We start from the raw sequence: 20,001 nt of genomic DNA on the forward strand, positions 1-20,001 counted from the left end.
GAGGGCGGCAGCCGGGCAGACGCTACCACCGCCGCGTCAATTCCGTGCCTGGCAGCAACTACCTTGCGATCTAGGATCATTCGGATGTCATATCGGTCACGGGTACGCGGTTGTCTGCTGGGCGGCGCGATCGGGGACGCACTGGGCAATCCGGTCGAATTCCTCTCGATGCACCGAATTCGGGCACGATTTGGCCCAGACGGGTTGACCGAACTGCTCGGCGATCCGGCTCTGATCACCGACGACACCCAGATGACGCTGTTCACCGCCGAAGGACTGATCCGGGCGGGCGTACGCGGCGAGGACGTCGCCCCTGCCGTCCATCGGGCCCATCTGCGCTGGCTGGACACCCAGCGCCGGCCCGCACCGCCGCCGGACGCCGATGGCGGGCTGGCCGGCCACGCCTTTCTCTACGCGCGCCGCGCGCCCGGCAATGCCTGCCTCTCCGGCCTGGAGTCGGGGCGGATGGGCACGCTGGCCGACCCGGCGAACCCGGACTCCAAGGGCTGTGGCGCGGTGATGCGGTCGGCGCCGTTCGGTCTGGATCCACGATGGACGGTGGAGGAAGCGTTCGCCGCCGCGGTCGAGTGCGCGGTGCAGACCCACGGGCATCCGTCCGGCTATCTCGCGGCGGGCGCGTTCGCCGCGATCACGCACGAAATGGTGCTTGCCGAACGGGGGCTGGTGGAGGCGGTCGAAGGCGCGCTCGGACTGCTCCGGCAACGGCCGAAGCACGACGAGGTCACCGCGGCCCTGGAGCAGGCGCTGACGCTGGACCGGGCGGCGACCCCGGAACGGGTGGAGACGCTCGGTGGCGGCTGGGTGGCCGAGGAGGCGTTGGCGATCGGCGTCTACGCGGCGCTGGCCCACCCCACCGACGTGCGGCGGGCGCTGCTGGTCGCGGCCAACCACTCCGGCGACAGCGACTCGACCGCGGCCATCGCCGGCAACCTGCTCGGCGCGTGGCACGGCGAAGCGGCGCTGCCCGCGGACTGGGTGCTTCGCGTGGAAGGCCGGGACACGATCATCAAGGTGGCCGACGACCTGGCGGGGCAGTTCCCGCACGCCGGTCAAGAGATGGCCGGGTAACCGATCGAAGTAGGGCCCGTAAGGGCCGACTCGGCGGTCACCCGGCCATCATCGGTGGATCAGAGGGTCAGCGTCCACGAGTTGAGGTAGCCGGTGTCGGCGGACGCGGCGTCGCGTACCCGCAGCTTCCATGCGCCGTTGCGAGCCTCGCTCGACAGGTTGACCGTGAAGGTCTGGTCGATGTTGTCGGCGCTGCCACCCGTCCGGTTGGCCAGCGTGTAGAGGCTGCCGTCCGGGGCGACCAGGGTGACGACCAGGTCACCGCGGTACGTGTGCACGATGTGCACCTCGGCCGTCGAGGTGCTCGACGCGTTGCCCGCGCACCCGGAGACGGTGATCGTGCTCTCCACGGTGGACACGTCCGGGATGCTCAGGTCGGTGCCGTTGGTGATCGCGCCACAGCTTCCGACCGGGTTGACCGTCCAGGTGTAGGAGGTGCTACCCGATCCGCCGGCCGAGGCGGTCGCGGTGACGGTGACGCCGTAGGAGCCGGCCGTCGTCGGCGTGCCGGTGACGGTGCCGGTGGACGACGAGATCGACAGGCCCGGGGGAAGACCGGTCGCGGACCACGTGTACGGCGCGGTGCCGCCGGAGGCGCCGTGCGTCGCGGAGACCGCCGTGCCGATCGTCGAGGACCGGTTGCCGGGGTTGCCGACCGCGACGCCGCCACCGGGCGGGCCGCCGCCCAGGGAGACCGCGGCCGCGAGGATGTCGGCCGCGAAGTAGCGCACCTCGGTGTAGACGCCGGGCGCGTTCGGCTGGGCGCAGCCGATGCCCCACGACGTGATGCCGACCTGCACCCACTCGCCGCTCGAGTTCTGCTTGAACATCGGGCCACCCGAGTCACCCTGGCAGGTGTCGATGCCACCGCCGGGGAGGATGCCGGCGCAGATCTCCTCGTTGGCGATCAGCCCGCTGTAGCTGCCGCCCTGCGCCGCGCAGGTGGCGTCGCTGATGAACGGCACGGTGGCCTTGCGCAGGTAGCGGGACTGGCCGCCGCCCTGCGTGGTCGCGCCCCAGCCGGCCACGGTGAACGAGCCGCTGTGCAGGGAGGTGTCGGTGGCGATCTTCAGCAGCGGGCTGGCGCTGATGGGGCTGGACAGCCGGATCAGTGCCCAGTCCTTGCCGTCGCCGTTGTAGCCGGGCGCCCGGTAGACGTAGTTGGAGGTGCGCGTCGTGCGGCTCGAGTCCTGGAGGTCGACGACGCCCCAGGTCGCCGTGATCGACGAGTTGTTGCCGGTGGCGCCGACGCAGTGCGCGGCCGTGAGCACCAGGCTGGGCGTGTACATCGCGCCGCCGCAGCCCATGGACAGCCGCACCATCCACGGGAACTCGCCCTGCGCGGCCAGCGTGCCGCCGACGATCAAAGGGCTTGGTGTCGGGTCGGGTGCCGCGCTGGCCGGTGCGGCGAGTGCCCCGCCCCCGGCCACCATCGCGAGGGCGGCGACGACGCCCAGCGTCATCCGTCGTAGTCGGGACAAGTGATCCTCCCCATCGAACCTTGTGAGTTTCCGGGGAATCTACCGGCTTCGATCGATGATCGGTCATCCCGATTTGACGGGTAGTGCCAAGTGATGGTTATGCGTCAGGCCGGAGCGATGTTCTGGTTCAGGTGGAAGACGTTGGCCGGGTCGTAGCTCCGCTTCAGGGCCGCCAGCCTGGCCAGCTTCGCTGGTGGGAAGGCCCGCCGGACGCCGGCGGCGCCCTCGTCGCTGAGGGTGTTGAGGTACATCCCACTGGAGTACGCCGTCAGTGGTGCGACCGCGCTGCGGGCAGCCGCCATCCGGTCGGCGTCCTCGGCCGGGTCGTCCCAGCGCGCTGCCGCGACAAGTTCGAAAAGCGTGCCCCGTTGCCCGTACGCGGCCTCGTCCTCCGGCACGTCCTGGATCGCGCCGCCGTAGGCCTGCAATGACATCGTGGGCCGCAGCGCTTCGGCGCCGTCGCCGCGCTCGACCAGCGCGGCCGCCGCCTCGGCGGGCAGCCGGTCTAGGTAGAGCCCCTTCCAGTAGCGGCGGAAGTGGTGGCCGTCGACGGCGTCGTCGATCGTCTGAAGGTCCAGATAGGACATCTCACGGACGGTCTCGCGGCGGGTCCGGCCGAGGCCGGCGAGGTCCCGGGTGAGCCGACGCCCCCGCTCCGGGTCACCGACCCAGACGAAGCCGACGTCGACCCCGTCGGCGCCGATCGAGGCGAAGTACGTGGCCTCCCGTGGTGCGACCGCGTTGAGCTCCCGCCAGCCCTCCAACACGGCGACCCCGTCGGCGGGGTCGAACAGGTAGCTGGCCAGCAGGGCGCGGGTGCCGATCTCGTGGAGCTGGAACTCGAACGAGGTCACGATGCCGAAGTTGCCACCGCCGCCACGCAGGCCCCAGAACAGCTCCGGGTGCTCGGTGCGGCTCGCGGTGACCAAGGCTCCGTCGGCGGTGACCACCTCGAAGGACACGACGTTGTCGCACGACAGCCCGAACCGCCGGGCCAGCCAGCCCATGCCGCCGCCGAGGGTGAGACCGCCGACGCCCGTGTGCGAGACGTTGCCGGCCGTGGTGGCCAGGCCGTGGCGCTGCGCCGCCCGGTCGAGGGCGCCGAGCAGGGCGCCGCCCTGGACCCGGGCTCGGCGGGTACGCGGGTCCACCGTCACGCCGCCCATCGGGGTCAGGTCGATCATCAGGCCACCGGCCGGCACCGCGAGCCCGAGCACGCTGTGGCCGCCGCACCGGACGCCGATCTCCAGGTCGTGCTCGCGGGCGTGGCGGATGGCGTTGACCACGTCGGTGACCGTGCCGCAGCGCACGATCAGGGCGGGCCGGCGGTCGACCATCGCGTTCCAGACGGAACGCGCCTCGTCGTAGCCGGCGTCGGTGGGGTGGAGGACCTGGCCGGTGAGGGATGTCGTCGTCATGTCACTCACCGTGTCAAGAATCGGTACTGAGAATAAGCTCCGATTCCATGGTGGGATCCTGGACCAATTCCGGAGCCGCGAGCGACCTGATGATTCCGCTCGACCGGGCCGCCCCCGTCGCGCTGCATCGCCAGATCGAGGCGGCGATCCGCGAGAGTGTCCGCTCGGGCCGACTGCCGTTGGGTGCGTCCGTGCCGCCCACCCGGGCGCTCGCGGCCGACCTCGGGGTGTCCCGTGGCATCGTCGTCGAGGCGTACCAGCAGCTTGTCGCCGAGGGCTACCTGAGCAGTCGGCCCGGCGGATACACCCGGGTCGCGGCGGGCCCGTCGCCGGTGCCGCCCCGGGCGCCGGTGCGGCAGGCAGCGGAGGTCCGGATCGACTTCGGGTACGGCCGGGCGGACGTCGCGCACTTCCCGCGGGCGGCCTGGCTGCGTTCGCTGCGGCGGGTGCTGACCCACGCGCCCGACGACCGGTTCGGCTACGCCAGCGGCGGGGGCGTGCCGGAGCTTCGGCTCGCGCTGGCCGACTATCTCAACCGCGTCCGTGGCACCAACGCGACACCGTCCGATGTGGTCGTCACCAACGGGTTCGCGCAGGGCATCGCGCTGGTCGTGCAGGTGCTCGCCCGGCGCGGCGCCCGCCGGATCGCCGTGGAGGACCCGTCACCCGACGACGATGCCCGGGAGCATGCGCGGGCCGCCGGCCTCGAGGTGGTCGGCGTGCCGGTCGGCCCCGACGGCGTCGACGTGTCGGCCCTGGCCCGGGTGTCGGCCGACGCGCTGGTGCTGACTCCGTCCCACCAGTGGCCGACCGGTGGCGTGTTGCCGCCGCCGGCCCGGGCGGCGGTGCAGCGTTGGGCGCGGGAGAACGACGCGGTCGTGGTGGAGGACGACTACGACGCCGAGCACCGCTACGACCGCGCGCCGGTCGGCGCTCTGCAGGGCCTCGACCCGGACCGGGTGATCTACGCGGGCACGGCGAGCAAGACGCTGGCGCCCGGGCTGCGGATCGGCTGGCTGGTCACGCCGGCCGGCCTGGTCGACGAGCTCGCCACGGCCAAGGTGAAGGCCGACCGTGGCTCGTCGGCCGTGGACCAGCTCGCGCTCGCCGACTTCTTCGCGAACGGCGAGTTCGACCGGCACCTGCGCCGGATGCGTCCGGTCTACCGGCGCCGCCGGGACGCCCTGCTGGCCGGTCTGGCGCGGCACCTACCCGGGTTCCGGCCCGCCGGAGTGGCGGCCGGCCTGCACCTGGTCGCCTGGCTCCCGTCGGGGCTCACCGAGGACGAGGTCATCGTCGCCGGCCGCGCCGCCGGGGTCGGTGTGGGCGGCGTCGGCCGCTACCGGCTCAGTCCCGGTCCCGCCGGACTGATCTTCGGGTACGCCACCCTCGACCCGCCCGCGATCGAGGAAGGGCTCGCCCTGCTGGCCGCCGCTCTCCACTAGGACCAGGTCGGCGACGTCGGAGGCGGCGATGTCGTACGCGGTGTAGGCGCCCTGCCCGGCCGCCGTCGTCGCGATCACCGTGGCCAGCCCGAGCCGGCGCTGGAAGAACGACTGCTTGACCCGCCAGCCGATCACCGCACGTCGGCGCAGCATGGCCGTTTGCCGCGTGGCGACGCCCGAGCGGACCACCAGGAAGCCGTCGTGCACGGCGTGACCGAGGCTGCGGTACGCCAGCACCGCGCCGGCCGTGGTGACCACCAGCAGGGCGGGGAAGACCCAGGCGAGGGAGGGTCCGCCCGCGACAATCACGACGGCCGTCGCGGCCGCGGCCCAGAACAGCGCCCGCACGAGCCGGCGGCGCAGCGCGGCGGGCGGCGCCGGGCGCAACGGCCGGGTCAGTGCGTCGGTTCGCAGGATGTCGGCGGCGACCGCCCGGGCGACGGAGACCGGGCCGCGGGGCAGGATGGTCGCACCGGCAGTGGGGCTCCACAGGCTGACGCCGGTGGTGATCAGGCTGCTCTCGGCGACGCCGAGCCACCGCCAGATCTGCGGCTCACGGATCTGGAAGCCGCGTACCCGGTGCTTCTCGCGGTCCACCGAAGCGGTGCGCAACAGGCCCTGCGTGGTGCGCAGGACGCCAGGATTGCGGGTCAGCCGGAAGTTCCAGTGGCTGGTGACGAACCCGACGACGAGGCCGGCGCTGCCGACGAGGAGGAAACCGAGCGCGCCGAGCGCGATGACCCACCCGATGGGCGCGCCCCCGGCCAGGTCGCGGGCGTGCTCGAGCGCGTCGTAGCCGAACAGCCGGCCCAGCCAGTAGCCGCCCCAGGACAGGCCCGCACCGGCGAAGACGACCCAGATGCTGAGCACGTTGTAGAAGATCCAGCTCGGCTCGAACTTGGCCAGCAGTTGGCCGGCGGGCGGTGCCGGCTGCCCCGGCTGTCCCGGCTCGGCCTGCTCGGCGGTCGCGTCCAGCATCTCGTGCAGCCGCAGGGCGGTCGCGGCCGACACCGCGTCGATGCGCAGGGCCGCGGTCGCGCCGGCGACTCCGGTCAACCCGGCGCCGACCGTGACGACCCGCAGACCGAACAGCCGGTTGGTCAGGCGGGCGTCACTGCCGACGCTGCGGATCCGGTCGCGGGCGATCCACCGCTCGTTGCGGACGAACAGGCCGCTGCGCACCTCGACGCGGTCAGGGGTGATCCGGTATCGGGTGGTGGCCCATCTGGCCAGGTCGGCCGCCGCCCGCAGAACGCCGATCACCGCCACCACGATCGCCGGCCAGGCATCGCCCGGCTCCAGTCCGAGCACGCCCGCCGCGATGGCGGTGGGCACCAGGGAGACCGCGGCCCGCACGAGGTCGACCGCGATCACCTTGCGATCGAGCCGCTGCCAGGTCATGTCGCGTCACCAGCCGTGCGGCCCACGATCGCGGTGAGCCGGGCCGCCACCTCGGTCGCCTCCGCGTCGGGGAGGGCGACCAGCTCGACCGGGCCGCTCGCCGACGCGGTGGTGACAGTCACGGTCGCCAGCCCGAGCAAACGTTGCAGCGGGCCGCGGGTGGCGTCGACGGTCTGGATCCGGGACAGCGGCGCGACGCGCCACTCGCGGACCAACCATCCGGACAGCGCGTAGACCGCATCGTCGGTCGCCTCCCACCGGTGCACCCGGTAGCGCAGGGAGGGCACGACGGCGGCGTGCACGACATCGATGATTGCCAGCGCTATCAGCAGTGGGCCGAGCCAGGATCGCGACGACTCGACGAAGGCGAAGACGACGAGCCCGGCGGCGAGCGGCACGACGGCGCCGATCACCTCGCGCAGGGTCCACCAGAGCACGGCCTTGCGCGCGACGCGGTGACGAGGTGGATACAGTCCGAGTTCCCCCATGCGCACAGGGTGGGGCACGATCGCCACCCGCGCAGCTATCCATCGGCTAGCGGGCCTGGCCGGTCGGCCAGGATTACTGGTCGAGCGACGTGCGGTGTGCGTCGTACCCTCGCGGCATGAGCGCGACCCGGCCCAAGCCCTTCCGTTCGCCGCGGTGGCTGCTGCCCGCGGAGCTGGCGGGGGTCTCGGTCGACGAGCCGCGCCGGCGCCGCACCGCCCGGGACTGGGTGGCCGACGCGGCGCTTTTCCTCTTCGCGCTCAGCTTCCTGGTGCTCGATTCCGGCGGGGCTCCTTACTACGGCGACGCGGTCCCGCAGTGGTTCCACACGGTCGACCCGTTCGTCAGCTTCGCGGCCTGCATCGCGCTGTGGTGGCGGCGGCGGGTCCCCTTCGTGGTGGCCGGATTGGTGCTCGTGGCCTACCTGATCGGCGACAGCACGCTGGGTGCCGCGCTGGTGGTCGTACTCACCGTCGCCGTGCACCGGGGCTGGCTGGCCGCGGTGCTCGTGGCAGACGCCTTTCTGGTGCCGTCGCTCTGGTTCAGCTTCGCGCATCCGCCGCCGAACGTGGCGTGGCAGGCGATGGTCGTGATCGTGTTCCTGATGTTCGTCACGCCGCTGGCCTGGGGGATGGCCGTCCGGTTCCGCCGGCAGGTGATGGCCAGCCTGCGCCGCGATGCCGAATGGGCGGCGCGCGACCACGAGCGGCGGCTGGCCGACGCGCGCCGGGCCGAACGGGAGCGGATCGCCCGGGAGATGCACGACACCCTCGCGCACCGCATCTCGCTGATCTCCGTGCACGCCGGGGCGCTGTCCTACCGGAGTGCACAGGCCGAGGCCGGCGCCGGGCGGCCGCTGGGGGCCTCCGACGTCGGCGCCGCCATCGACGTCATCCACGGCAACGCCCGGCGCGCGCTGGTCGAGCTCGGCGACGTGCTGGCGGTGCTGCGCACCGGCGACGAGGCACCGGATCCGGCGGACGCCGGACCACCGCAGCCACAGATCGGCGACATCAAGCGCCTGGTCGCGGACGCCGAGGCCGTGGGGCAACGCGTCACCGTCACCGTCGAGTGCGAGCCGACCGAGACCCTGCGCAGTGCGGTGCAGCGCACGGTCTACCGCACCGTCCAAGAAGGACTCACGAACGCCCGGAAGCACGCACCGGGTACGGCGGTCGAAGTATCGGTCACCGGGACGCCCGGCAACGGTGTGGTGGCCACGGTGCGCAACCCGTTGCCGGTCGGCGGTGCGCCGGTCAGCGCCATACCCGGCGCCGGTGTCGGGCTGGCCGGGCTCGCCGAGCGGGTCGCCCTCGACGGAGGCACGCTGGAGCACGGCCCCGACGAGGGCTGCTTCCGTCTAATCACCCGGCTACCGTGGCCCGTATGAGCCGACCGGTGCGGGTCCTGCTCGTCGACGACGACGCGCTGGTGCGCGCCGGGCTGCGGTTGATGCTCGGTGGCGCTGACGACATCGAGGTGGTCGGTGAGGCGGTCGACGGCTCGTCGGTGCCGGACCAGGTGCGCCGCACCCAGCCGGACGTCGTGCTGATGGACGTGCGGATGCCGGTGGTCGACGGGATCACGGCGACCCGGGCGCTCGGCCCCGGCCCGGCGGTCATCGTGCTCACCACCTTCGACGCCGACGCCACCGTGGTCGAAGCGCTGCGCGCGGGCGCGGCGGGCTTCCTGCTCAAGCACACGCCCCCGGAGCAGATCGTCGAGGCGGTGCGCCGCGCCGCCGCCGGCGAGCCCGTGCTGTCGCCGAGCGTCGCGCGCACGTTGATCGACCACGTCGCGGCCGGCGGCGACCGGGCCGCCAGCACGCGCCGGGACCGGGCGCGGGCCCGGCTGGCGGTGCTCTCCGAACGGGAGCGGGCGGTGGCCGCGGCCGTCGCCGAGGGCCTCTCCAACGGCGACATCGCCGAGCGGCTCTACATGTCGGTCGGCACCGTCAAGGCCCACCTGTCTAGCGCGCTGACCAAGCTCGACCTGACGAACCGCATTCAGTTGGCGCTGTTGGCCCACGACGCCGACGAGGCTACTTAGGCCGTCTGGCGACCACCTCGTCGTCCTCCTTCTCCCCGTTCTCCACAAAACCCAGGCTGGCGTACAGCGCGCGGGCGGTCGTGTTCTCGGGTTGGTAGGAGAGCGCGAAGCTGGGCGCGTCGATCTCGGCGAGGGCCGCGCTGACCGCCGCCCGGCCGTAGCCCTTGCCTTGGTGCGCGGTGTCGACAGTGATGCCGCCGAGCCAGGCGGCGCCGTCCTCCGGGTCGATCGCCCACATCAGGAAGCCGACGACGCCGCCGTCCGTGGTGGTGACGGCCAACGGCTGCCAGCCGACCGGGCTGTAGTGGCACAGCGCCAGGTAGTACGCCGGCTCGGCGACCCAGGCGCGCTGTTCCGGGCTCACGGTGAGACCCGCGACGGCGCGCCAGTTGTCGGCGTCGACCGGTGCGAGGGTGACGGAGATGTCCATGCCGGCGATCGTGCCATCAATGAAATCCGGTTGCGCACCCTGTTAGACAGGTCGCATGACGACCATCCGGCCGGGCACACCCGACGACGCGGGTCCCCTTCTCGCCATTCGCGCCCAGGTTTTCCCCTGGCAGGTCAACACCGTCGGCGGGCTGCGGCACGGCTGGCAGCTCTCGGCGCGCAACGCGAAGGGCGCCCTGTTCGCGGTCGACGACGAGCACGGCCTGGCCGGCTTCGCCCGTGCCGACCTCAATATCTGGACCTCGGAAGAAGGCGCGGCCGGCACGGCGGTCATCGTCCGGCCCGACGCGCGCGGCCGGGGGATCGGCACCGCGTTGTTGGCCGCGGCCGAGGAGCACCTGCGCTCGGTCGGCGGGCGCAAGGTGGTCGGCTATGCCGTCGACGAGCCCGACACGCTGCGGTTCGTCGAGAAGCACGGCTACACGCTCAGCCAGGAAGGGCGCTACCAGCGGCTGCTCCTCGCGGATCTGCCGCCGGCACCGCCGATCCCGCCTGGTGTCACCATCGCCACGGCCGCCGAGGTCGGCCCGGAGGCGGTGTTCGCCATCGACGTCGAGGCGATGCTCGACGAGCCCTCCGACACCCCGTTCGACAAGGTCGAATATGATGACTGGTTCGAAGACGTCTGGCAGGGCCCCAACGTCGACCGCGACCTGAGCATCGTCGTCCTGGTCGACGGCGAGCCGGCGACGATGACTTACCTCTACGCCGATCGGGAATCCGGGCGCTTCATGTCGACCGGCACCGGCACCCGACGCGCCTACCGGGGCCGTGGCCTCGCGAAGATCGCCAAATCGGTCGCATTCCGGGCAGCACGGGACGCCGGTTTCACAGCGGGATACACCGGAAACGACGAGGTCAACAAGCCGATGCTGGCGATCAACGAGTGGCTCGGCTACAAGCCGATCGGCGTCGAGCGCTCGGCTGTCAAGACGCTGGCAGAGTAACCCGGGCCCGGCGGCGCGGGCCCGGATCCGGGGTTCGCGCCGGAGGGCCTGGTGATCTTCCTACCGTGGATAACGGGGGGAGATCGGCCATGCTTCGTACTGCCTTGTCCCTCGCGCTCCTGGCACCAGCGTTGCCTTTCACGGCGGCGCCCGCCGCGGCCCAGCCCGACGCCAGCCAGGTGGACGTGGCGATGACCAGCGACGGAAGCCAGGAAGCCGAGTATCGCGTCGTGGTGCGCAACCGCACCGAGGCGCACACTGACCTGACGGTCCGGCAGAGTGTGCCGGACGGTGCCCGCGTGACGGCCACGAGCCCGGCACCCGGGCCGGGCGGTTCGCCCGGTCCGGGGTCGCCGAGCGACCTCGCGTGGCCCGTCCATCTCGGACCGTTCGAGAGCACGACACTGACCGCGACGTTCACGCCGGAACGCGCCGCGTCGATCTCCGGAGCGGCGTGCGCCTACGTCGGCCTGGCCGATCAGCCGGTCGACTGCTCGGCGTCGGTCTGGACGCCCGCGGACGTCGGCCCGACGGCGAGTCAGGAGAACCGGTGGCAGCTCTGGTGGCTGCCGGCACTCGCCACACTGCTGGTCGTCGCGTCCGTCCTGTTCGCCCGGTACGGCTGGCCACGCGCGGCGCGGCGGGTCGCGGCGCTCACCGACAAAGGCCGGGCCGGCGTCGCCGTGCTGACCGCGATCGTCCTGCTGGTCGGCCTCGGTGTGCTGGCGGCGGCGTTGGCGGTTCCGAGACTGGCGTCAACGGCCGCAGGGGCGCAACGCACGCCCGCGTCCGGTTGGCTGGGCCCGGTGGTCACCGGCTCGCTCGGCACACCCCTGCGGGAGAGCACGTTCGAGTTCACCGCGTACCGCTTCGCCTGCACTCCGCAAGGTGGCGGGCAACGCTGCACCGCGGTCGTCGGAATGACCAACCACAGCGCGGCGCCGGAGTTCTGGCATCCGCACCTGCAACGGCTCGCGTTCGCGGGCAGCGAGCTGGTGGCGACCGACGTGATGGCGACCAGGGCGGCCAACGGCGGCCGTGACGTGTTCGACGCGCCGGTGGTGCCCGGGCATCGCCTGTTGGCCCAGCTTTCCTGGTCGTTGCCCGCCGGCGTCGACCCGACCACGCTGGAACTGCACAGCGGTGCGTTCGCGCAGGGGGTACGGATCAGGGTGTGACTCCGAACCAGGTCATCGCCTGGCCGTGCGCGCGGGTGTACGCCAGCGGCGTGCCGTCCAGGGCGAGCACGTTGTGGAATCCGTCGGTCGGTGGCGCGGGCAGGTCGTCGAATCCCAGCACCCAGGGCTCCTCCACGGCCAGCCAATGACCGGGCAGCCCGCGCACCACCTCGACGAACGCGTCCCGGCGCGGCTGGGGCACCTGGTAGAGAACGGCGCTGTGGACGACCACCAACGTCGCGTCCGCCGGCGCCTGGGCGGCCAGTGCCGGCAGGTCGTCGACCAGGTCGCCGCGGACGAGCAGCGGCGGGTCGGCGGCGGCCACCGCGACGGCGGCCCGCAGCCGGTCGCGCCGGTGCTGGTGCTCCGGCCAGATCAGCGCGTCGAGCCAGGCCACGTCGGCCGGCTCCGTCACGTCGAGCGGGTTGAGGTCGAGGCCGGCCCGCCAGACCACCTCCGGCAGCGCGGCCGGCACGGTGATGCCGGCGGCGTCGCACTCCAACAGCGGCTCTCCGGAACCGACCACCTGGTCGCCGTAGCGGTACGCGTAGCGGTCCGGGTGCAGGCAGAGTCCGGCCGACGCACCCACCTCCAGCAGGGCGAGCGGCTGGGGCAGGGCGGCCAGCACGGGCAGCAGCACGGCACACCGGCCGGCCTCGTTCGTCTGCGTCGCCCGGGAGCGCATCGCCGCCTCGATCGTCGGCCAGTTCGCCAGCACGTACGCCCGGAAGGTGTCCGGTTCCTCGACGGGGCCGCCGAGCCAGCGCACGACGCCGAAGAGCAGGTTGGGCTGGCGCTTGCCCTCGGGGAGCCGTTCGAGCAGCGCGAGCAACTCCTCATCCGCGGACACTGTTTCCGCCAACCGTTCGTAGGCGGGTGAGACGCCGTGCGCCTCACCCGCCGCGAACTTCGCGTACACCGTGGCAGTCGTCATGACCACCATGATCGCGCATTTAGCAGGCGCCGACGTCCCGCCATTGCGCGGTCCAGCCGGGCTCGGAGCCCTGCGTCCACCAGTTGGCCTGCCACAGGTGCGGCTGGCCCTGCCGGTTCGGGTGCTTCACCCGCTGGCCCTCGAGGTAGACGGTTCCCCAGTTCCAGGCGGGCGCGCCGGCGCAGTTGGCAGGCGGGTTGGTCGGGTTCTGCGTCGGCGGGTTGGTCGGGTTCTGCGTGGGTGGGTTGGTGGGGTTCTGGGTCGGCGGGTTGGTCGGGCAGTTGCCGTTGCCGACCGTGTCGGTGTGCGCCGTCCCGGCCGAGCGCAGCCCGGACACCCGGGTGGCGACCTGCGCCGGCGTCAACGCCTCGCTGCCCGCGTAGTAGAGCCAGTCGACCTGCTGGTTGTAGACCGCGCGGCCGCCGGTGTGGGTGGCCAGGTCGATGAACCACAGGTTGAAGTTGATCGACATGTTGGTCTCGGGGTAGTACTGGTCACCGTGGTCGGCCACCTGCACGCCGTCGACGTAGTACTTGACCCGCCCGGCCGACACGTTGAACTGGAGGTTGTGCCAGCCGTTGAAGCTCTGCCGCTGCTCGGTGTGGGTGTTGACGGCCTGCCAGGGCTCGTTCTGGTAGGTCTCCCAGGTGGTCTGGTAGAAGATCGGGCCCTGCTCGCCCCACCCACCGTTGGGTAGGTACTCGAAGTCGATCTCGCCGTAGTTCGGGTCGAGCGGCCGGTCCAGCGGAGTGATGGTGAAGAACGTCTCTACCAGGTGGTCGCCGTCGTTGCCGGACACCGGTGCGTCCGCGAACTTCACGCGGGCGGCGTACGTGCCTTCGAAGAACTTGCGGTGGTGCAGCATCTCGGCGTGCGACGTGCCGCCGGCCGTGCCGTCGGTGGCGGCGGCCAACTGGAGCACCTTCTGGCCGTCGACGGTCGGGAACGTGACGTTGGATGCCGGCCAGGACGCGCCGGGCACCCCGGGGCCGCCCGAGTTGGTGCGGACGGTCCAGTTGCGCGCGGCGATCGCCGGGTCACTCGACGACGAGTAGGTGAAGTCGTCGAACAGTGCGCCGCACGGGGCGGCCGAGGCAGGGCCGGCGGCGCTCACCACGGCGATGCCGGCGACGGCGGCCAGCAGGCCGGCGGCCGCCGCCCCTCCTAAGAGCTTGGGAACACGGGACATGAGCTTCCTCCTCAAAGGACAGAAGCGAACAAGGGGGTACACGCACGCCTCTCTGCGCGCGTGATGGAGCCGGGGCGTTTACCTGACCGCCCCCGCGGTCAGGCCGGATCTGATTTGCCGTTGGAAGATGACGTAGGCGGCCAGCACCGGCAGCATCGCGATCGTGAGGCCGGCGAACAGGCCGCTCCAGTCGGAGCGATAGCCCTGGCTCACCGACAGCGCGGCGAGCCCTTGTGCGAGCACGTAGCGGTCCGGGTCCGGGTTGAGCACGAGCGGCAGCAGGTACTGGTTCCACAGGCCCAGGAAGTTGAAGATGGCGACGGTGACGAGGCCGGGGCGGGCGAGCGGGAGCATCACCCGGAAGAACACGCCCCAGTGCGAGCAGCCGTCCAGGAACGCGGCCTCGGCGAGCGCCGTCGGCAGCGTGCGGAAGAACGCGTGCAGGAAGAAGATGGTGAACGGCAGCGCGTACGCGGTGTAGACCAGGATCAGCCCGGGGTACGTGCCGAGCAGGCCGAGCTGCTTGACCACGAAGAACAGCGGCACGAGGGCCAGGAACACCGGGAACAGCATGCCGGCGACGAAGCCGAAGTAGAGCAATCGGTTGCCGCGGAACGGATAGCGAGCCAGGGCGTACGCGGTGGTGGCACCGAACAGCATGGTGAGCAGCAGGGCGCAGCCGACCACGAGCGCGCTGTTGCCGAAGTACCGCCCGATCTCCGCCTGGTTCCAGGCCCGCGACCAGTTGTCGAAGTGCGGTGTCGACGGGAGCGACCAGGGCGAGGTGAGGATCTCCCGGTCGGTCTTGAGCGAGCTGACCACCGCCCACAGCAACGGCAAGGTGACGACCGCCGCCCAGGCCACCAGAAAAGCATGTGCTCGTCTCATGCCAGCTCCACCCGTTCGCGCCGGCCCGCCCGCATCGCCAGCACAGCCAGCGTGAGGGTGAGGAAGAAGAGCGTCACGCCCATCGCGGCCGCGTAGCCGAACTTGGAGAATGTGAACGCGTTGCGATAGAGGCCGAGCCCCATCACCTCGGTGGCGTTGTCGGGGCCGCCGGGTCCCACGGTCATCACCTGCACGACCGCGAACCCGTCGAGCGCCAGCACGCCGAGGTAGACGAACGCCACCTGCACGGTGTCGCGCAGCAACGGCAGCACGATCCGCCACAGGGTGGTCAGCCGCCCGGCGCCGTCCAGCGTCGCCGCCTCGATGAGCTCCGCGGGTATCGAGCCCATCGCGGCCGCGAACAGCACCATGTAGAAGCCGACCGACGACCAGACCAGCACCGCCATCACCGCCCACAGCGCGAGGTGCGGGTCGCCGAGCCAGGTGCGGGCCAGGCCGTCCAGCCCGATGCCCCGGAGCAGCCCGTTGAGCAGGCCGTCGTTGGGGTGGTACACGAACTGCCAGAGCAACGCGATGATCGGCAAGGACAGAAGCTGCGGGAAGAAGTACGCGGTCTGGTACGTCGAGGCGCCACGGATCGCCGACCCGCGGCGCCCGCCGAACGTGACCAGGACCGCTAGCAGCAGCCCGAGCGCGATGGTGACCACCGGCACGACGAGGAGCATCAACCCGTTGTTGCGCAACGCCGCCAGGAACAGCGGGTCGCCGAACAGGCGGGTGAAGTTGTCGAGACCGACGAAGTTCACCTGGCCGGACACGCCGGTCCAGTCGGTCAGCGACAGGTAGAACGCCTGCGCGTACGGGGAGAGCACGAACACCGCGTACAACGCCAGCGCGGGAAGGATCGCGCCCGCGAGGAAGCGGTATCGGCCATGCCGGTCCTGGGTCATCGCTACCGCTGGTACTTCTTGACCGCGGTGTCGGTGGCGACGGCGTCGGCCGCCTTCTGCACCCGGTCGGACCATTGCGCCGGGGTGATCCGCCGGGTGGCGAGCTCACCGGTGGCGTCGTCGACCGCCTTGGCCAGCGGTGCGTACCAGGTCCGGAACCGGTAGGTGAAGGTGTTGGGACCGGCCGCGTCGACCGCCGTCTTCACCGAGCCGAGGCCGCTGCTCAGGGTCAGCCCCTCCAGCGCACCGGCCACGCTCGGCATCGTGCTGTTGAGCTCGGCGAACCGCTTGGCCGCGGTGGTGGAGAACAGGATGCGCAGGAACTCGAGGCCGCCGCGCGGGTTCTTCGCCTTGGCCGGCACGATGAACGACTCGCTGCTGGCCCCCTGGAGCGCGGTCTGCGGCAGCTTGTCGCCCGAAGAGAGCGCCGGTGCCGGTGCCATCACCATGTCGAACCCGTCGGGCGTGATGCCCTTCTGCTCGGCCTCCAGCCACGATCCACAAGGGATGATCGCGACCTGGCTCTGCGACCACGCCGCCTGCGCCTCGGTGTGCGAGAGCGCCTCGCTGCCCGACAGGATGTAGCCCTTGCCGGCCAGCTCGGCGATCGCCGAGGCCGCGTCGACCAGGCCCGGCTGCTTCCAGGCGTTGGGCTCCAGGTTGTCGACCGCCTTGACCAGATCCGGCCCGCCGGCCTTGGCCGCCATCGCGAGCAGCGGGTCGTTGAGATATTCCGGGTATTTCCCCTGGTAGGTCCACGGCGCGACGCCGGCCTTCTTGATCTGCTCGCAGAGCGCCAGCATCGCGTCCCAGGTGGTCGGGAAGGTCCAGCCGTGCTTGTCGAACAAGGGCTTCGAATACCAGAGACCCCAGACGGTGTACGTGAAGTTGAGCGTCTGGACCTTGTTGTCGAACGTGCCGTCGTCGACCACGCCGGGCAGCAGCGTGTCACGGACCTTCTTCGCCGGGTCGTCGAGCGACGGCGCGTCGAGCAGGTCGGCCAGGTCGCTCAGCTTGCCGGCCCCGACCAGCGTGGCCAGGTCCAGCCGGCCGGCGCCGGTGTTGTCGACGACGTCGGGCGGGGTGTCGGCGACGAACCTCGGCTGGAGCGCCTCACCGACCTTCTGGATGCCCTTGTGGTCGACGGTGGCGCCCGGGTAGCGCTGTTTGTAGAGCGACTCCGCGTTGACCGCGTACTCGTCGCCGTAGCCGCCCTTGAAGATGACCACCTCGAGCGGGGTCTTGTCGGGCACGCCGAGCGGGTTCTCCGCCGTCTTCGCGCCGGAGGCTGCTTCGGCGGTGTCGTCCTCGCCGCCGGTGACGCAGCCGCCGAGCACCGGCAGGGCCGCACCGGCCACCGCCGCACCGAGCACGGCACGTCTGGTCGGGTAACGTCTGAGCTGGGAAGAGGGGTTCATTAGCGTGTCCTCGCCTTCCTGGTTAAGAGGCGGTACGCCGGATGCGCCCGGCGTACCGCGCTTCAAGTTGTCGGTTGTGTTCGTCGCCGCCGGGCACGTTGTACGAGATGTAGATCGGTGGCGTCTCACCCGCCGCGACGATCCGGGCCACCACCTCGCACACGAGCTGTTGGGCGAGCAGAGCGCCGGTGACCGAGGAGATCGCGCCGATCTTCGCTCCGTCGTCGCCTCCGACGTTGAGCGCCGCGTCGCCGTAGGGCGCGCCGTTGTCGAGCACGACGTCGGCCAGGTCGGCCAGCTTCGCGCCGGACGGGTGCCTGGCCGGGACCGCCCGGGTGTGCGCCACCGAGGTGACCGCGATCAGGCCGTGGCCGTTCTCCTTGGCCAGCCGGGCCAGCTCGACCACGACGCCGTTGACGCCCGAGTTCGAGGCGATCACGAAGACGTCGTCGGGCTTGACCGGCGCGAGCTCGTAGAGCCGGTGCGCCACCGTGGGGTCGCGCTCCAGGAACGGATCGTCGAGCACCTCACGGTCGGCGCCGCCGAACAGCACCAGGTCACGCAGTGCGATCTTGTTGCTGGGCACCAGGCCGCCGGCCCGGCCGGCGATCTCCATCGCCAGCGCCTCGGAATGGCCGGCGCCGAACGCCTGCACCACACCGCCGGCGCGCAACGCCGTGGTGACCAGGTCGGCGGCACGGCGAACCGCGTCGCCCTGGGTTTTCGCGACCTGGTCGATCGCGGCCGTGACGGCCGCGAGATAGCTTTCGGCGCCGATCGTCATGATCCCTCCGGTGTTCGGGTGCGCTTGCGGGGCAGGCGATGCGCGTCGACGGCGCGGGCGGTCACCTCGAACGCCTCGGTGGTGCGTTCGTAGGTGCGCTGCGCGACGGCGACGTAGATCAGGTCGAGCACGAGAAGCTGGCTGTGCAGAGCCGACAGCGCGGCGAGCCGGAAGGTGGTCTCCTGCACGGCGGTGGTCATCACCACGTCGGCGATCTCGGACAGCGGCGAACGCGGGAACGACGTGATGGCCACCGTCAGCGCGCCGTGGTCGGCCGCCTCGCTGAGCACCTCGATCACCTCCCGGGTCCGGCCGCTGTGCGACAGCCCGATCGCGACGTCGCCCGGCCCGAGCAGCGCGGCGTTGGTCAGGGCGGTGTGCGGGTCGGAGCGGTGCCAGCAGGGCACCCGGATCCGCTCGAGCCGGAACGCCATCTCCCGGGCGGCGTTGCCGGAGCTGCCCAGGCCGAACAGCTCGACCCGCTGCGCCGTGGCGACCGCGGCCGACACCCGCTCGACCGCGGCCAGGTCGACCCGGCCGGCGGTGTCCTGGATGGCCCGGGCGTCGGCGCTGGCGACCACGTCGAGCACCCGGTCCAGCGGTGCGTCCGGGGTGATGTCGTGGTCGATGTCGGTGTCCCAGCGGGCCTGCGCGGCACGGCCGGTCTCGGTGGCGACCGCGACCCGCAGCTCCGCGTAGCCGCGGTAGCCGAACAACCGGCAGAACCGGGTGATGGTCGCGGTCGACGTGCCGGCACGCTCGGCGAGGTCGACGATCGTCGTCCGCGCCGTCTCCTCGGGCTCGCCGAGGATCTGCTCGGCGACCCGCTGGAGGGCATCGGGGAGCGTCGGCAGCTCGGTGCGCACCCGGCCCAACAGCCCGGTCTCGGCCATGCGGTCATTCCTTTCGTTCGTACTCGGTGGTGAACAAAATTATTGTCATTGAGGCACTCCCGTCAAGATGTTTGACATAGACTCTTGTCTTGACGACGCGGGACGCGCAGCATGTGTCTCGTGACGTTGGTGATCGGCGGGGACTGCGGCGGCACCAGCACCCGCGTCGTAGTGACCACACTCGACGGTGCGGTCGTCGGCCGAGGCCGCGGCGGGCCGGGCAACCCGGTCGCGCGCCCACCGGCTTCGACCGCGGCCGCGCTCGTCGGCGCGGTCCGCGAGGCCTTGGGTGACCTCGACCCGGCTGACGTGGTCGGTGCGGTGGTCGGTGTGGCCGGCTACAGCCGACTGACCACGCCTGCGGGTGCGGCGGCCTACGCGTCGGCGTGGGCGACCACCGGTGTGCCGGCGCCCCTGCGCACGGTGGGCGACGCGGTGGTGGCCTACGCGGCCGGCGGCCACGACTCGCCGACGGGTTCCGTGCTGATCGCCGGCACGGGCGCGATCGCCTGCGAGATCGTCGACTGGACCGTCGGCCGGCGGGTCGACGGCATCGGCTGGCTGCTCGGTGACGAGGGCTCGGGCTTCTGGTTCGGCGTCGCCGCGGCCCGACACACGGCACACGCGTTGCACGCCGGCACCGACGGCGCCCTGGTCTCGGCAGTGCACGCCACGGTCGGCGGCGCCGGCCCGGAGGGCTTCGTCAGCGCCTTCTACGCCCTGCCCCGCGACAAGATGGCGGCCCTGGCGCCCTTGGTCTTCGAGGCGGTCCGGCTCGGCGACCCCGCCGCCACCGCGATCGTCGCGTCCGGCGCGGACCGTCTGACCGCGACCCTGCTGGCCCTCCCACCGACCGAGGGCCCGATCGTCCTGGCCGGCGGCCTCCTCACGGCCGTCCCCGAACTACGCGAAGCCGTCGAGTCCCGCCTCCACGCGGCCACCGGCCGCACGCCCCTCCTGGCCGGCGACGCCGCCGAGGCCGCCGCCCGCCTAGCCGCCGCCCAAAGCGAAGCAAGGGCCCCTTCTTAACGCTTTTCGCA

The 20,001-nt window shown here is 71.8% G+C and carries 18 protein-coding genes and 1 pseudogene; 7 read left to right on the forward strand and 12 right to left on the reverse strand.

The features are described 5' to 3' along the window. Window positions 1-84: 84 nt before the first annotated feature. Entirely contained in the window at window positions 85-1,089 is a 1,005-nt protein-coding gene (locus BLV39_RS07210) for an ADP-ribosylglycohydrolase family protein (protein ID WP_090788614.1), read from the forward strand. A 59-nt stretch (window positions 1,090-1,148) separates the two neighbouring features. Here BLV39_RS07210 and BLV39_RS07215 read toward each other — a convergent pair whose 3' ends face one another. Together BLV39_RS07215 and BLV39_RS07220 are read right to left on the reverse strand one after the other, a co-directional pair. Continuing rightward, window positions 1,149-2,570 (reverse strand): trypsin-like serine protease, encoded by a 1,422-nt coding sequence (locus BLV39_RS07215; RefSeq protein ID WP_239083743.1) that lies wholly within the window; start codon window positions 2,568-2,570, stop codon window positions 1,149-1,151. Between the two features lie 104 nt (window positions 2,571-2,674). Beyond that, complete coding sequence (locus BLV39_RS07220) at window positions 2,675-3,988, reverse strand: FAD-binding oxidoreductase (RefSeq protein WP_090788618.1); 1,314 nt, start codon at window positions 3,986-3,988, stop codon at window positions 2,675-2,677. Window positions 3,989-4,035: 47 nt separating this feature from the next. On the opposite strand from BLV39_RS07220, the gene pdxR reads away from it, so the two are divergent. Beyond that, a complete protein-coding gene (gene pdxR / locus BLV39_RS43990) occupies window positions 4,036-5,433 on the forward strand; it encodes a MocR-like pyridoxine biosynthesis transcription factor PdxR (protein WP_090788620.1) in 1,398 nt (465 codons plus the stop codon). A gap of 18 nt (window positions 5,434-5,451) precedes the next feature. Here pdxR and BLV39_RS07230 read toward each other — a convergent pair. After that, window positions 5,452-6,834 (reverse strand): annotated as a pseudogene (locus tag BLV39_RS07230) (PH domain-containing protein); the annotation flags it as partial. Further along, the gene (locus BLV39_RS07235; RefSeq protein ID WP_090788624.1) at window positions 6,831-7,322 is read right to left on the reverse strand and encodes a PH domain-containing protein; all 492 of its coding nucleotides are present in this window, start codon (window positions 7,320-7,322) and stop codon (window positions 6,831-6,833) included. The pseudogene BLV39_RS07230 and the gene BLV39_RS07235, both read right to left, overlap by 4 nt. 116 nt (window positions 7,323-7,438) lie before the next feature. On the opposite strand from BLV39_RS07235, the gene BLV39_RS07240 reads away from it, so the two are divergent. Both BLV39_RS07240 and BLV39_RS07245 read left to right on the forward strand, forming a co-directional pair. Continuing rightward, window positions 7,439-8,710, forward strand: a complete 1,272-nt coding sequence (locus BLV39_RS07240) for a sensor histidine kinase (protein ID WP_090788626.1) — start codon at window positions 7,439-7,441, stop codon at window positions 8,708-8,710. Further along, window positions 8,707-9,369, forward strand: a complete 663-nt coding sequence (locus BLV39_RS07245; RefSeq protein WP_090788629.1) for a response regulator transcription factor — start codon at window positions 8,707-8,709, stop codon at window positions 9,367-9,369. Before BLV39_RS07240 ends, BLV39_RS07245 begins: the two co-directional genes overlap by 4 nt. Here BLV39_RS07245 and BLV39_RS07250 read toward each other — a convergent pair. After that, window positions 9,362-9,799: a GNAT family N-acetyltransferase gene (locus BLV39_RS07250; protein ID WP_090788631.1), complete on the reverse strand. Its 438-nt coding sequence runs from the start codon at window positions 9,797-9,799 to the stop codon at window positions 9,362-9,364. The two genes, BLV39_RS07245 and BLV39_RS07250, sit on opposite strands and share 8 nt — an antisense overlap. 55 nt (window positions 9,800-9,854) lie before the next feature. Between BLV39_RS07250 and BLV39_RS07255 the strand changes: the two genes are divergently transcribed. Together BLV39_RS07255 and BLV39_RS07260 are read left to right on the forward strand one after the other, a co-directional pair. After that, window positions 9,855-10,766: a GNAT family N-acetyltransferase gene (locus tag BLV39_RS07255; protein WP_090788633.1), complete on the forward strand. Its 912-nt coding sequence runs from the start codon at window positions 9,855-9,857 to the stop codon at window positions 10,764-10,766. Window positions 10,767-10,855: 89 nt separating this feature from the next. Beyond that, the gene (locus tag BLV39_RS07260) at window positions 10,856-11,944 is read left to right on the forward strand and encodes a hypothetical protein (protein ID WP_143049667.1); all 1,089 of its coding nucleotides are present in this window, start codon (window positions 10,856-10,858) and stop codon (window positions 11,942-11,944) included. Here BLV39_RS07260 and BLV39_RS07265 read toward each other — a convergent pair. The 7 genes from BLV39_RS07265 to BLV39_RS07295 all read right to left on the reverse strand — a co-directional run bounded on the left by BLV39_RS07265 (window position 11,934) and on the right by BLV39_RS07295 (window position 18,961). Continuing rightward, window positions 11,934-12,878 (reverse strand): DUF2332 domain-containing protein, encoded by a 945-nt coding sequence (locus tag BLV39_RS07265; protein ID WP_090791234.1) that lies wholly within the window; start codon window positions 12,876-12,878, stop codon window positions 11,934-11,936. The two genes, BLV39_RS07260 and BLV39_RS07265, sit on opposite strands and share 11 nt — an antisense overlap. A gap of 19 nt (window positions 12,879-12,897) precedes the next feature. After that, a complete protein-coding gene (locus BLV39_RS07270) occupies window positions 12,898-14,067 on the reverse strand; it encodes a family 16 glycosylhydrolase (protein WP_090788637.1) in 1,170 nt (389 codons plus the stop codon). 78 nt (window positions 14,068-14,145) lie between these two features. After that, entirely contained in the window at window positions 14,146-14,955 is an 810-nt protein-coding gene (locus tag BLV39_RS07275) for a carbohydrate ABC transporter permease (protein WP_090788639.1), read from the reverse strand. Further along, window positions 14,952-15,866: a carbohydrate ABC transporter permease gene (locus BLV39_RS07280; protein ID WP_090788641.1), complete on the reverse strand. Its 915-nt coding sequence runs from the start codon at window positions 15,864-15,866 to the stop codon at window positions 14,952-14,954. The genes BLV39_RS07275 and BLV39_RS07280 overlap by 4 nt, the downstream gene beginning before the upstream one ends. Window positions 15,867-15,868: 2 nt before the next feature. Continuing rightward, window positions 15,869-17,284: an N-acetylglucosamine/diacetylchitobiose ABC transporter substrate-binding protein gene (ngcE, locus tag BLV39_RS07285; RefSeq protein WP_090788643.1), complete on the reverse strand. Its 1,416-nt coding sequence runs from the start codon at window positions 17,282-17,284 to the stop codon at window positions 15,869-15,871. A gap of 22 nt (window positions 17,285-17,306) precedes the next feature. After that, window positions 17,307-18,068 carry a sugar isomerase domain-containing protein gene (locus BLV39_RS07290; protein WP_090788645.1) on the reverse strand — a complete coding sequence of 254 codons (762 nt, stop codon included), beginning with the start codon at window positions 18,066-18,068 and terminating at the stop codon, window positions 17,307-17,309. Continuing rightward, window positions 18,065-18,961 (reverse strand): MurR/RpiR family transcriptional regulator, encoded by an 897-nt coding sequence (locus tag BLV39_RS07295; protein WP_090788648.1) that lies wholly within the window; start codon window positions 18,959-18,961, stop codon window positions 18,065-18,067. The genes BLV39_RS07290 and BLV39_RS07295 overlap by 4 nt, the downstream gene beginning before the upstream one ends. A gap of 120 nt (window positions 18,962-19,081) precedes the next feature. Here BLV39_RS07295 and BLV39_RS07300 point away from each other — a divergent pair, with 120 nt between their 5' ends. Beyond that, entirely contained in the window at window positions 19,082-19,990 is a 909-nt protein-coding gene (locus BLV39_RS07300) for an N-acetylglucosamine kinase (RefSeq protein ID WP_176984795.1), read from the forward strand. The last annotated feature ends 11 nt before the right edge of the window (window positions 19,991-20,001 follow it).

Source organism: Asanoa ishikariensis, from assembly GCF_900107455.1.
Lineage (GTDB): Bacteria > Actinomycetota > Actinomycetes > Mycobacteriales > Micromonosporaceae > Asanoa > Asanoa ishikariensis.

Coding starts and splice junctions, on each gene's coding strand:
- BLV39_RS07210 (WP_090788614.1), top strand. CDS start 85: ATGTCATATCGGTCACGGGTACGCGGTTGTCTGCTGGGCGGCGCGATC.
- BLV39_RS07220 (WP_090788618.1), bottom strand. CDS start 3,988: ATGACGACGACATCCCTCACCGGCCAGGTCCTCCACCCCACCGACGCC.
- pdxR (WP_090788620.1), top strand. CDS start 4,036: ATGGTGGGATCCTGGACCAATTCCGGAGCCGCGAGCGACCTGATGATT.
- BLV39_RS07235 (WP_090788624.1), bottom strand. CDS start 7,322: ATGGGGGAACTCGGACTGTATCCACCTCGTCACCGCGTCGCGCGCAAG.
- BLV39_RS07240 (WP_090788626.1), top strand. CDS start 7,439: ATGAGCGCGACCCGGCCCAAGCCCTTCCGTTCGCCGCGGTGGCTGCTG.
- BLV39_RS07245 (WP_090788629.1), top strand. CDS start 8,707: ATGAGCCGACCGGTGCGGGTCCTGCTCGTCGACGACGACGCGCTGGTG.
- BLV39_RS07250 (WP_090788631.1), bottom strand. CDS start 9,799: ATGGACATCTCCGTCACCCTCGCACCGGTCGACGCCGACAACTGGCGC.
- BLV39_RS07255 (WP_090788633.1), top strand. CDS start 9,855: ATGACGACCATCCGGCCGGGCACACCCGACGACGCGGGTCCCCTTCTC.
- BLV39_RS07260 (WP_143049667.1), top strand. CDS start 10,856: ATGCTTCGTACTGCCTTGTCCCTCGCGCTCCTGGCACCAGCGTTGCCT.
- BLV39_RS07265 (WP_090791234.1), bottom strand. CDS start 12,878: ATGACGACTGCCACGGTGTACGCGAAGTTCGCGGCGGGTGAGGCGCAC.
- BLV39_RS07270 (WP_090788637.1), bottom strand. CDS start 14,067: ATGTCCCGTGTTCCCAAGCTCTTAGGAGGGGCGGCGGCCGCCGGCCTG.
- BLV39_RS07275 (WP_090788639.1), bottom strand. CDS start 14,955: ATGAGACGAGCACATGCTTTTCTGGTGGCCTGGGCGGCGGTCGTCACC.
- BLV39_RS07280 (WP_090788641.1), bottom strand. CDS start 15,866: ATGACCCAGGACCGGCATGGCCGATACCGCTTCCTCGCGGGCGCGATC.
- ngcE (WP_090788643.1), bottom strand. CDS start 17,284: ATGAACCCCTCTTCCCAGCTCAGACGTTACCCGACCAGACGTGCCGTG.
- BLV39_RS07290 (WP_090788645.1), bottom strand. CDS start 18,068: ATGACGATCGGCGCCGAAAGCTATCTCGCGGCCGTCACGGCCGCGATC.
- BLV39_RS07295 (WP_090788648.1), bottom strand. CDS start 18,961: ATGGCCGAGACCGGGCTGTTGGGCCGGGTGCGCACCGAGCTGCCGACG.